At 37.7% G+C, this 12988-nt stretch carries 7 protein-coding genes; all 7 read right to left on the bottom strand.

Going from position 1 to position 12988, the window contains the following annotated elements; genetic code table 11:
• Nucleotides 1-181: 181 nt before the first annotated feature.
• Nucleotides 182-2596 (bottom strand): ribonucleoside-diphosphate reductase subunit alpha, encoded by a 2415-nt coding sequence (locus tag KO524_RS03810; RefSeq protein WP_219290386.1) that lies wholly within the window; start codon nucleotides 2594-2596, stop codon nucleotides 182-184.
• Between the two features lie 57 nt (nucleotides 2597-2653).
• Nucleotides 2654-3634, bottom strand: coding sequence for a ribonucleotide-diphosphate reductase subunit beta (locus tag KO524_RS03815; protein ID WP_219290402.1), 981 nt, complete (start codon nucleotides 3632-3634; stop codon nucleotides 2654-2656).
• Between the two features lie 383 nt (nucleotides 3635-4017).
• Nucleotides 4018-6684: a carboxypeptidase-like regulatory domain-containing protein gene (locus tag KO524_RS03820; protein ID WP_219290404.1), complete on the bottom strand. Its 2667-nt coding sequence runs from the start codon at nucleotides 6682-6684 to the stop codon at nucleotides 4018-4020.
• Nucleotides 6681-7538, bottom strand: a complete 858-nt coding sequence (locus KO524_RS03825; protein WP_219290406.1) for a GLPGLI family protein — start codon at nucleotides 7536-7538, stop codon at nucleotides 6681-6683. Before KO524_RS03825 ends, KO524_RS03820 begins: the two co-directional genes overlap by 4 nt.
• Before the next feature lie 59 nt (nucleotides 7539-7597).
• The gene (locus tag KO524_RS03830; RefSeq protein ID WP_219290408.1) at nucleotides 7598-8443 is read right to left on the bottom strand and encodes a GLPGLI family protein; all 846 of its coding nucleotides are present in this window, start codon (nucleotides 8441-8443) and stop codon (nucleotides 7598-7600) included.
• 479 nt (nucleotides 8444-8922) lie between these two features.
• Entirely contained in the window at nucleotides 8923-10155 is a 1233-nt protein-coding gene (gene odhB, locus KO524_RS03835) for a 2-oxoglutarate dehydrogenase complex dihydrolipoyllysine-residue succinyltransferase (RefSeq protein ID WP_219290411.1), read from the bottom strand.
• Between the two features lie 50 nt (nucleotides 10156-10205).
• Nucleotides 10206-12962: a 2-oxoglutarate dehydrogenase E1 component gene (locus tag KO524_RS03840; protein WP_219290414.1), complete on the bottom strand. Its 2757-nt coding sequence runs from the start codon at nucleotides 12960-12962 to the stop codon at nucleotides 10206-10208.
• Nucleotides 12963-12988: the final 26 nt, after the last annotated feature.

Genomic DNA, 12988 nt, shown 5'->3' on the forward strand with positions numbered 1-12988 from the left:
CTCAGCTGCCAATTTGAGAAACATACTTCCTTAGCGAGCAACAACCGAGATCCATGATGTTTAAATCCAAATAGAAGCCGGAGCTAAAATCGAAATAACAAATAAACACTTCCACAAACAAAAAACGGAGGCTATCTTAAAAGACAGCCTCCGTAATATATATAACAATTCAAAATTCAACTTAAGAACCACACATTTCGCAATCATCAGGCTCGGCAGATTGAGCGTTTAAAATCATCGCTCTATAATCTTCTACGCTGATTGCCTCCACTTCAGCAGCTTTAGCCTGTGGTTTAGGAATACCCACTACAGGAACTTCTACTTTTTTATCGTTATTAAGTGTAAACTTAATCGCATCTACAGCCGATTTGGTTCTCAAATAATACATACCCGTTTTTAATCCCGATTTCCATGCATAGAAATGCATCGAAGTCAATTTGGCATAATTTGCACCTTCCATAAACAGGTTTAACGATTGGGATTGATCGATAAAATAACCTCTTTGTCGAGACATATCTATAATATCTTTCATACTTAACTCCCAAACGGTTTTATATAAATCGCGTATCTCTTGAGGCAAATAATCCAAATGTTGGATTGACCCGTTAGAGCGCATAATCTCTTGTTTTAAATCTTCATTCCACAATCCCAAATCTACTAAATCGTGTAATAAGTGTTTATTAACTACAATAAACTCTCCCGAAAGCACTCTTCGCGTATAAATATTTGAGGTATACGGTTCAAAGGCTTCATTATTTCCTAAGATTTGAGAAGTAGATGCTGTTGGCATTGGCGCTAACAACAAGGAGTTTCTAACACCATGCTCCATCACTTCCTTTCTCAAAGAAGCCCAATCCCAACGACCGCTTAAATCGGCATCTTTCATACCCCAAAGGTTATACTGAAATTCTCCTTGTGAAATAGGCGAGCCTTCAAAAGTAGAATATGGTCCTTCAATTTTCGCCATTTCCATAGAAGCAGTAACCGCAGCAAAATAAATCGTTTCAAAAATCTCTTGATTTAGAGCTTTGGCTTCATCACTTGTAAATGCCATACGCATTAAGATAAAAGCATCTGCCAATCCTTGCACTCCTAGACCGACTGGTCTGTGGCGCATATTTGAATTTTCAGCCTCCTTAACTGGGTAATAGTTTCTATCGATTACTTTATTCAAGTTACGCGTAACTCTTTTAACCACATCGTATAAAGCTTGATGGTTGAATTGGCGGTTTTCAACAAACATCGGTAAAGAAATCGACGCTAAATTACAGACAGCTACTTCATCTTTAGAAGTAAACTCCATGATTTCTGTACACAAGTTTGACGAGCGAATAGTACCTAGATTCTTTTGGTTGGACTTGCGGTTCGCTGCATCCTTATACAACATATAAGGAGTACCCGTTTCCACTTGTGCCTCTAGAATTTTCTCCCACAATTCTCTTGCTTTGATCTTTCTTCTACCCTTGCCTGCCGCTTCGTAAGACATATACAAGGCGTCGAACTCTTCTCCATAAACATCTGCAAGACCCGGACATTCGTTTGGACACATCAAGGTCCACTCCGCATCTTCTTCAACGCGTTTCATAAACAAATCGTTGATCCATAGTGCTAAAAACAAATCACGTGCACGCATCTCTTCTTTACCGTGATTTTTTCTCAAGTCGATAAAGTCGTAAACATCAGCATGCCACGGTTCAATATAAATAGCAAAACTTCCTTTTCTCTTACCTCCTCCTTGATCAACATATCTCGCGGTGTCGTTAAACACACGTAACATCGGTACGATACCATTGGAGGTTCCGTTTGTTCCGCGAATATAAGATCCAGTCGCCCTTACATTGTGAATAGAAAGACCTATTCCACCTGCAGATTGCGAAATTTGAGCAGTTTGCTTTAAAGTATCGTAAATCCCTTCAATACTGTCGTCCTGCATAGTCAATAAGAAACAAGAAGACATTTGCGGTTTTGGAGTACCGGAATTAAATAAGGTTGGTGTAGCATGCGTAAAAAACTTCTTAGACATCAACTCATAGGTTTCTATAACCGAATCGATATCGTCTAAATGTATTCCTACCGAAACACGCATCAACATATGTTGCGGACGTTCGACAATTTTACCGTCAATTTTTAATAAATACGAGCGCTCTAAAGTTTTGAAACCAAAGAAATCGTAATTAAAATCGCGTTGATAAATAATGGTCGAATCCAAACGCTCTGCATTTTTCATAATTACCTCGAATACATCATCGGCAATTAAGGGAGATTCTTGGTTTGTTCTCGGATTGATATATTTATACATATCAACGATGGTTTCCGAGAATGATTTTTTAGTGTTTTTATGCAAGTTGGAAACGGCAATACGCGCCGCTAACAAAGCATAATCTGGATGCGAAACGGTCATGGATGCAGCGGTTTCAGCGGCAAGATTGTCTAACTCAGAAGTAGTCACTCCGTCGTATAAACCCTCAATAACACGCATGGCAACCTTAACTGGATCGACCAATTCATTCAATTCATAACACAATATTCTGATTCGGTCTGTGATTTTATCAAACATAACCGGCTCTCTTCTTCCGTCTCTTTTTACTACAAACATGGGCTTACTTTTTTATGTTTATGACCGAAGTCACTAGCGAATATCTTTTACTGTGGACTAAAAATCAGCGTCGAAGCTAATTTTTCCGTCGTTATCATCTTTACTACTAATCACCCCTGCTTTTTGATATTCAGAAACGCGCTTCTCAAAGAAATTGGTTTTCCCTTGTAAAGAAATCATGTCCATAAAATCAAAAGGATTAGTTACATTATACTCTCTTTCACATCCCAACTCCACCAACAATCTGTCTGCGACAAATTCTAAATACTGTGTCATTAACACGGCATTCATTCCGATTAAACTCGCTGGTAAAGATTCCGTAATAAATTCTCTTTCAATATTTAAAGCATCAACTAAAATCTCTCTAATGCGCTCTTTAGAAACCTTATGTACCAAATGATTGTTGTGCAAATGCACAGCAAAATCACAATGAACCCCCTCGTCACGAGAGATTAACTCGTTAGAAAAAGTTAATCCTGGCATTAAGCCTCTTTTCTTTAACCAAAAAATAGAACAAAATGCCCCTGAAAAGAATATGCCCTCTACTGCAGCAAACGCGATTAAACGCTCTGCAAAAGAATCGGATTCAATCCATTTTAAAGCCCAATCTGCCTTTTTCTTAATCGCTGGAAATATATCTATCGCTCTAAAAAGATGGTCTTTTTCCTCTTCATTTTTCACATAAGTGTCAATCAATAACGAATAGGTTTCGCTATGAATATTCTCCATCATGATTTGAAATCCATAAAAAAACTTCGCTTCTGGATACTGCACTTCATTGACAAAATTCTCGGCCAAATTCTCGTTTACAATTCCGTCCGAAGCAGCAAAAAATGCTAAAATATGCTTGATGAAATAGCGCTCATCATCATTTAATTTATTATTCCAATCGCTAAGATCTTGATGTAGGTCTATTTCCTCTGCGGTCCAAAAACTTGCTTCCATTTTTTTATACCAATCCCATATATCGTGATGCTTGATTGGAAAAATAACGAATCTATTTTTATTCTCAGTTAAAATGGGCTCTTGAAAAGACATACTATATTGATTATGAAGATTAAAAAAAAAACTAATTCGAAGAATCGAACTCTTACAAAGATTGTCATTTTTATTGTCAATAGAAAGTTTAAAATCCTAAAACTTATTCACAAAAAAGGTAAGTTGTTAACAATGTGTAAAAATGAAATTTCATAGAGCTTAAAAAATCAAAACCCTGTAAATCAACTAGTTATATATTTGTTTTTTTAAGTATAAAACAAGTGCAAACCTCTGTAAATACTACTTGCCACAAGGTTTTACAACCGCCAAAACCACTCGGTTATTTAAGCCCAATCAACCAAACTTGACCTCTATGATTTGCGATTAAATACCCTTAATAGTCACCGCACTAAAATGTAGTGTTCACTTAAAAACACCTAATCCTATTTGATATTAAACTTCACAGAGAATACAACTTGTGAAGGACGTAGCTTAAAAGTTGTGACGCTAGTCAGTACATCATTGACCGCGACCTCTTCATAGATTTTGGTGTTTAAAATATTATTCCATTGAAGATTAAAATCCACGCGTTTCGACACCCAATTAAAACGATATCGCAAATCTAAAAACCGATTGACAAATTGCTGTTCAGACAGATGATATTCGTTATAATCCATATTCAGCCCCAGACTGTGATTTGCCACTGGGAAGATATCTGCACTAAACTTGTGTTCAAAATTTTTGTTGCTCACAGCGAGTTCGCCTTCTCGGCGCTGTTGATTTTGATAAGCTAGTTGATAATTCACATCTAACCAACTCCAATAATTATTATTTGCCTTAAAAGTCAAATCATAACTATTTGTAGTAACATCTAATAGTTTTTCATTAATCATAAACTGACTTTTAGACAGATTAAAACCCGCAGTAAAACTCGCATTACTGCCCATATTTGAAAAGAACTTACCAATAGTACCCGATACGCCCTGTCCATTTACGGCATTATCGCGAGCTATTACATTGATTATTTGCTGGCCGTTTTCAGCAATCATTCTCGTGAACAAGACTTCTCTAGCATCGCGAGATATAAGATATTCCATATTACCGAAAATACTATTAATCGGGTTTTTGTACTCCATGCCCAATCGAGCCACTTGATACCTACTCTCCCAGATATCGGAATTGTATGAACTAAAATTGAGCTGACTCATCACAAAATTGGGATAAAGCTGATCCAAGCCCGCAAAGCGATACTGTTGTGACCCACTTATATTTAATTTCCAAAATGCATTATAATCATACTGACCATAGAATGTGGGTTCAATCACCGCTCTATTCAGCTCTTGATTATCTATCAAGGTTTTATTTTTAAATTCAATATGATAATTTTTTAAAGGCAACTGCAAATTCCCAGAAAGGCGCTTTCGCTTGTAGTTTAGTTTCAATCCCGCCTTACTGACTGCACTAAAGTACTGCAAATCGTTTGCGTATTCCGAACCTATCAAATTTCTACCGCTATCACTTGCAGTACCAAAAAGCTGACTGCTGTAATTCCGATCCGTCAGATCAACCCCCGCTAGAGCAGACACCAACAGTTGATTGAGTTGCCAAGAAATCGAGGCTTCGTTTTTGGTAAAAAAAGAGTGGTCGCGCATCACTTGATCCAAGTCTGTATAAGGCTTAAGCAATTGCTCATCAAAATTCAGATTCCGAATTGGCTCTATACTGTAGTCTTGATGATCTTGAGTATAGTGAATCAGCGATTTAAAATTGACAAATTGTTTATCGTTTAAAGGAACCAATGTACTAAAGGTGTTTTGAAGCGAAAAACCAGGTGAATTCAGCGTTTGACTCAACGGATTACCATTGATTGCCAGCGCCCCTCTGTTTTTTGATTTGGCAGACTGAAAAGTAAAAGCCTCTTTGAGATATCCCTTTTTGGAGTTTTTAGTAAAAGCGACTACTGCCTTAATTTGTTCCGAAAAAGCAGCACTTTTATTCTTTCTTGTATACGTATTGTTTAACAGTGTTTTCCCACCTGAGTCCCATTGTCGTATTTCGGTTGATTCTTCACCCTCACGTGTCAATGCATCGTTTAGATAGTAGGCATTGACGCGCATTTCCGTATCCTTACTCACATTGGTCAATATGTTAACAGCTCCCAAATGCGAGGTATTAAACAAATACCTTTTAACTGCCAAACTCGGCAACGCCGTCTCAGCAATACTCAAGCTCTGACCTGTATTGGTTTGATAAAAGAAAGTATCAAAACTGTTGGGCAATGAAAAGTCACTCATGCTATAAGACAAGTCTTCGCCTATATTATTAGATTGTGCATTGACAAACAATTGCAGTTTTTTATGAAATAACATCGGAGATACTTTTGCTTTCCACAATGCCGGATCTGTACCCACACCCAAATCCGCAGAACCGGTTACCGTAATGTCTTTTTTGAGTTTGATGTTGATGCCCGCATTTTCAGAAGCCACCTTTCCCTGCAACAATTTAATGGGCTGATTGTTCTCAATAACCTCCAACTTACTGACAGCAGCATTGGGCAAAGCCTCTGTGATTGAGGTATAAGCCCCACCCATCAAATCTTTACCATCTACTAAAAATTGATTGATTTCTTTTCCTTGATATTTGATGCGCCCCATGGGATCAACTTCAATACCGGGTATTTTCTTTAATACATCTGCCAAAACCCGATCATTTTTTCCGGCAAAAGCATTTAAATCATAGCTGATTGTATCGTTGCGCTGGGTGATTAATGCCGCCTTGATAACAATCTCTTTCAATTGAGTTACCTCCTTAACTGCAATAAAATCAAACCGCTGTGTTTTGTTCTTGATAATCGTTTTCTGAGAGGCATAATTAAAATTACTCATTCGAAGCGCAAACTCCTTTAACTCGCTATCTACTGTGATTTTGAATTCCCCGTTATCGTCGGTCATTTCAAAAGCCAACACGAGGTTATTCTCCGGATTTTCAACGGTGATTGAAGCAAAAACTACCGCCTGATTTTGCTCATCTACAACTCTTCCAGATAATTTCACCTGACTGTAAACCATTCCATTAAGCAGAAAAATACTCACAAAATACAAATATCTCATTCGGGTAAAACGATTTTCATAGGTGCAAAAATCAACCAAACATCTCCTTTTTCCAAGGGATTATTATGGGTTTTCATCCATTCCCAAGCTTTTTGATTGGTTATTTTAAACATTTCAGCAGGTTTCATCATCACATCCCCAATAGATACATCGTGAGACATTCCAACTCCATATCGCGCAAATATTGTTTTTATATCTTTAGACGGGTCTTTTACATGTTCGTTCATCAAGGATAAATATTTGCTTCTTGAAAGCGTCATAACATTGTCTGGTTTTTCTAGCAGACGATCCTTTACTTGTAGCACCTCCATTAATTCGATGCTGTAATCCAAATCTGTACTCACCGCTTTTACAATCAAGCCGGGTAAACCGCCAAATTTATAAGGTCCGTTTGAAATCGGAATTTGAGTTGTGAAAAACACCTGCCATTTTCGACCACCAAAATCTGTCTCAGCCAATTGCGCTTGAAACAATCCTTTATAATCTATAATAGAGTCTTTAATCTGCCATTTAATCTTTTCCTTCTCTTCGTACTGGTAAGCATTTTCGCCTTTATAGACAAAAAATTCCGTTTTACCCTTATCCTTAAATACGTAATAAGTCAAATATGCCGCTTCTGCACCCTCTTTTACATTCCCACTTTCAACAACCTTCTCTTCGCCTTTCGCACCTACTTTAGTATAATTATAGTAAACGGAATTTTGCCCCACAATATCCAGGGCATTTGATTCTGAAATCAGGGCATTTTTTAGCGAATCTGGCTTATAAGTGGTCTGGTAAATAAAGCGTTGTGTCTGAGCAAATCCCTGACAGACACTCGCTAAACAAAAACCTATAAATATAATTTTTAACATAATTTTTTGTTTAAATGTACAAGCTATGATAATAAAAAACAATGTTTAACAAAGAAATATCAGTCCGCTAGTATTATGCCACCAAATTTCAACCAAACATCATCCCGCTCCACGGGATTATTGTGTTGCTCTTGCCATAACTTTTCCACAATCTCATCCTCCTTAAGCATTTGATTTAGGGTCATTGAAACCCCGTTAACCACTACTGTTGCCACATCGGAATATCCCATGTTTTTATAATACACCCTCCAGTCAGCTATGGGATTTTTAGCCTTAGAACGCATCAATTCCAAATACTTCGTCTTTTTCAATTTAATGGTATTTAGGGGCTTGTCCACGCTAGCTTCTTTGACTTGTTCTTTCGCAATCAACTCAAACATATAATCCCCATCTAGGCTCTCCAACTTAACAATCAATCCGGGTAGTCCACTAAACTTATAAGGCCCATCAAATACAGGTATTTCGGTGTCGAAATAAGCCAGCCATTGCCTTCCGCCGAATTCGGTTTCTGCCAATTGAGCTTTTGAATACCCGTCTAAAGGCAGTTTTCTATCTGTAATTTTCCACTGGATTTGATCCAATTCTCCATATTCATAAGTAGTACTCACGTGATTAACCGCAAAATCTACTCTTCCCTTTGATTTATAGATATACCAATTCAAATCCCAGCCGACAATAGATTTATAAGATGCTAACTCTTGGATATATTTTTCTCTAGAATCTGGGTTTTCTATACTATGGAAAAGCGATTTGCCGTTAGATACATCCAACGCAAAAAGTTGTGCTACCTTGTGTTCCTCAGTTTTATCGGGCTTGTAAGTTCCCAAATACACAAATCGCTGATGCTGAGAAAATCCGCAAAAACAAGTCAACATAAAACACCAAATAAAAAATTCTCTTTTCATTGCTAAATTATTAATCAATTACTAATAAGTATTAAAAATATAAGATATCCATCGACGAGGAACACGTAAACACACAATACCTTACATCTTGCTAAAATATACCATGAGAATCCAATAAAAAAAGAAAATAACACCTACTTAACACTTTTCATCATCAATTGATGTTAAATGTTAAAAAAAAATAATTGATGTAATAATTTGTGAGTCAACGAATACAACAGCCGTATTTTCCCATTTGACCAAAAGATGAGCTTGTAGATTTGACATAAAAAGACCGCCATGCGACGAAAGGGATTGAGCCATACGAGATAAACGCTTTCGATCTGTAAATGCACAACCTAAGAGCAATGACTATAACAGGGCGGATTTAGCCCATGAAGAAACTAAAATTTGCCGATGGAATATAAAAAAAGTCGGAAGATAATTCTTCCGACTTTGACTGCCTCAGTTGAGGACTTTTAAACTATTAAATTAAAGCGCTATAGCTCTAAAGCTTTTTTCACATCGTTACCCATCAATAATTCGGTTGGATTTTCCAAAGCCTCTTTTACAGCCACTAAGAACCCTACAGACTCACGTCCATCGATAATTCTGTGGTCATAAGAAAGCGCAACATACATCATTGGGTGAATTTCAACTTTTCCGTTCACTGCAATCGGACGCTCAATAATATTGTGCATACCTAAAATTCCAGATTGCGGTGGATTGATGATTGGCGTAGACAACATCGAACCAAATACACCTCCATTAGAAATTGTAAATGTTCCGCCAGTCATTTCGTCAACGGTAATTTGTCCGTCACGAGCTCTAATTGCCAAACGTTTGATCTCATTTTCAACACCTCTGAACGACAACAATTCTGCACTGCGCACTACCGGTACCATCAGTCCTTTAGGACCGGATACAGCAACGGAGATATCGCAAAAGTCAAAACTAATTTGCTCTTGTCCATCGATCATGGAGTTAACGTCAGGATACAATTGTAACGCGCGAGTAACTGCCTTGGTAAAAAACGACATATACCCCAAACCAACTCCGTGTTTTGCCTTAAATGCGTCTTTATACTCGTTTCTCAATTGGTTTACCGGTGTTAAGTTTACTTCGTTAAAAGTAGTCAACATAGCCGTTGTGTTTTTAGCATGAACCAAACGCTCTGCTACTTTACGACGCAACATTGACATTTTTTTACGTTCACTACCTCTGGCACCACCTGTTGGTGTTCCCATAGAAGGCACTGCATTAACAGCATCTTCTTTTGTTATACGACCATCTTTACCCGTTCCTTGTAAGGAAGCTGTATCGATGTTTTTTTCGTCTAATATTTTTTTGGCCGCAGGAGATGCTGCACCCAATGCGTAAGTAGTAGCAGCCACAGGCGCTTCTACTTTAACTGGTGCTGCCTTTGGAGCTTCTGCTGACTTAGATTCCTCTGCTGGTTTTGATGCTGCAGCAGCTCCACCTTCTGGTTTAGCAGCGCTAGTATCAATTAAACAAACTACTTGACCTACAGCCACAGCGTCACCTTCTTCTGCCTTAAGGGTAATAATACCACTAGCTTCAGCTGGCAACTCCAAGGTTGCTTTGTCAGAATCAACCTCAGCAATCGCTTGGTCTTTCTCTACGTAATCACCATCTTTTACTAACCAAGTAGCGATTTCAACTTCTGTGATTGACTCCCCTGGCGAAGGAACTTTCATTTCTAAGATACTCATCAGTATATTCTTTTAGATATTGTTATTTATGTAAAAATACGAAATTATTATTATAAGTTTTTATCAAAAACTTTAGCGATTGCATAAGCATAACGTTTTTTAGAACGTGTAGAACTACCCGATGCCGGCGCACTATATGCTTTTGTTGCAGCTAAGCGCAAAGGAACTTCATGGAAATTCATCAACATAAAACTATAGGCTCCCATATTACGTGGCTCTTCTTGCGCCCAAACATAATCGTCTGCATTTGGATATTTAGCAATGATTTCTTTCATACCGTCAATTGGCAATGGAAACAACTGCTCTATTCTAACTAAAGCCACATCATTTCTGCCCAATTTTTCTCTCTCAGCCAATAAATCATAATAAAATTTACCAGTACAGAAAACCAACGACTTCACTTCGGCTGCACTCACTTGCTGATCATCTATAATTTCTTGGAAATGACCTGTTGCAAAATCCTCTATAGAAGATACCGCCAAAGGATGTCTCAACAAACTCTTTGGAGTAAATACGATTAAAGGTTTTCTAAAGTTAGCAATCATTTGTCTTCTCAACAAATGGAAAAAGTTTGCTGGTGTTGTACAATCTGCTACATACATATTGTCTTCTGCACATAACTGCAAATAACGTTCCATACGTGCTGAAGAGTGTTCTGCCCCTTGATTTTCATATCCATGTGGCAACAACATCACCAATCCATTTTGCGTATTCCATTTGGCTTCAGCCGCAGAAATATACTGATCCAACATGATTTGAGCACCGTTGGAGAAATCTCCAAATTGTGCCTCCCAAATAGTCAAGGTCTTTGGATTGGTTAAGGCATATCCGTATTCAAATCCTACTACCGCATATTCAGATAATAAGGAGTTATATATACTAAACAATCCTTTTTTGTCTTTTAACTTATCCAACAAAATGATTGATTCCTCTGTATCTTCTGTTTTTATAACAGCATGACGGTGAGAAAACGTCCCTCTTTCAACATCTTGTCCTGAAATTCTCACTCCAAAACCTTCTGTCAATAAAGAACCATAAGCCAACATTTCTCCCATAGCCCAATCTAATTTATCGGACTCAAAAAACATGGTTTTACGGTCGTTTATCAATTTTTTGATTTTACTGATAAACTTTTTATCACCCGGAAGTTCGGTAACTACCTTAGCGATATCGGTTAAAACCTCTTTAGAAACCGTTGTGTCATAAGTCAACAACATTTTCGCTTCATCTGCCTTTTCATAGCCTTTCCACTCTTCCTCCATAAATGTTTTTATTTCGGCAAATTCGTGTTTTCTAGACTCTTCCAAAGAAGACTCCAAGGCGTCTTTGTATTTTTGCTCGAGTGCAGCAACATAATCGTTATCGATTATCTTGTCTTCCAACAATCTAGCGCTATATATATTTCTTGAATTCGGGTGTTTTGAAATCAATTTATACAACAAAGGTTGTGTAAATTTAGGTTCATCACCTTCGTTATGTCCATACTTTCTATATCCTACCAAGTCGATAAAGATATCGGAACCGAATTCCATACGGTAATCCAATGCAAACAACATGGCTCTTACTGCAGCCTCTGTATCATCTGCATTGACATGCAATACAGGAGCATGAGTTACTTTGGCAACATCAGTAGAATATATAGACGACCTACCATCTGTAAAATTGGTCGTAAATCCAACTTGATTATTTAAAACCAAATGAATAGTACCTCCGGTTTTATATCCTCTAAGCTTAGCCATTTGGATGATTTCGTAAACGATTCCCTGTCCAGCTACTGCTGCATCACCATGTAAGGCGATAGGCAATACTTTAGATGGGCTTTCAGCATACAAACGGTCTTGTTTTGCTCTTGATATCCCTTCGATTACAGCTCCAACCGTTTCCAAATGCGATGGATTTGGAGCTAAATTAAGGTGAATCTCTTTTCCTGATTTGGTTTGTCTCATAGAACTTAAGCCCAAGTGGTATTTTACGTCTCCGTCAAATCCCTCTACGGCATTATAGTCCTTGCCATCGAATTCAGAAAAAATCTCCCCTGCTGGTTTTTTAAAGACATTAGCCAATACATTCAAACGTCCTCTATGTGACATTCCCATAACCAACTCTTCTACTCCACGAGCAGCAGCAGCCTCAATCAACATATCTAAAGCCGGAATTGCAGCCTCTAAACCTTCTAATGAAAAACGCTTCTGTCCTACATATTTGGTATTCAAGAAATTTTCAAAAGAAACCGCTTCAATTAATTTTCCTAGAATTTCCTTTTTAAGATTGGCATCAAAACCAGCATCCGGTGTTTCAAAATGATTTTGAATCCACTGAACTTCTCTCTCGTTAAAAATATATTTAAACTCAATTCCAAGAGTATGACAATACACTTGCTCGAGGTGCTTGATGATTTCAGCAAGGGTTGAAACAGGAAGTTGAACGGATTTAGCCGCTTCAAACTTGATATTTAAATCGGCCGTACTCAATCCAAAATTCTGAATACTCAAATCCGGAGCAACCACATTTCTATCGCGCAAAGGATTTGTTTTGGTCACTAAATGCCCGTAGGTTCTATAGTGATCTATAAGTTTTAAAACTGCGAATTCTTTTTGAAATTGCTCTAACTGTTTGGTGTTACCCGAATCTGCATAAGCATTTGATAACTGTTCTACCGGACCATCGCTATATTCATTTGCAAAATCGAAACCTTGAAAAAAGCTCCTCCAACTGGGCTCAATGCTGTCGGGATTTTGTAAATACTCATCATATAACTCTGCAAAGAATGCCGTATGTGCCGCGTTTAAAAAGGAATACCTGTCCATAATATTGTCTAAAGACCTTTGGTTAA

Source organism: Flavobacterium sp. NKUCC04_CG (genome assembly GCF_019345525.1).
Taxonomy (GTDB): Bacteria; Bacteroidota; Bacteroidia; order Flavobacteriales; family Flavobacteriaceae; genus Flavobacterium.

Bases quoted from the DNA above. Each gene is read 5' to 3' on its own strand.
- KO524_RS03810 (WP_219290386.1), bottom strand. From the start codon at position 2,596: ATGTTTGTAGTAAAAAGAGACGGAAGAAGAGAGCCGGTTATGTTTGAT.
- KO524_RS03815 (WP_219290402.1), bottom strand. From the start codon at position 3,634: ATGTCTTTTCAAGAGCCCATTTTAACTGAGAATAAAAATAGATTCGTT.
- KO524_RS03820 (WP_219290404.1), bottom strand. From the start codon at position 6,684: ATGAGATATTTGTATTTTGTGAGTATTTTTCTGCTTAATGGAATGGTT.
- KO524_RS03825 (WP_219290406.1), bottom strand. From the start codon at position 7,538: ATGTTAAAAATTATATTTATAGGTTTTTGTTTAGCGAGTGTCTGTCAG.
- KO524_RS03830 (WP_219290408.1), bottom strand. From the start codon at position 8,443: ATGAAAAGAGAATTTTTTATTTGGTGTTTTATGTTGACTTGTTTTTGC.
- odhB (WP_219290411.1), bottom strand. From the start codon at position 10,155: ATGAGTATCTTAGAAATGAAAGTTCCTTCGCCAGGGGAGTCAATCACA.
- KO524_RS03840 (WP_219290414.1), bottom strand. From the start codon at position 12,962: ATGGACAGGTATTCCTTTTTAAACGCGGCACATACGGCATTCTTTGCA.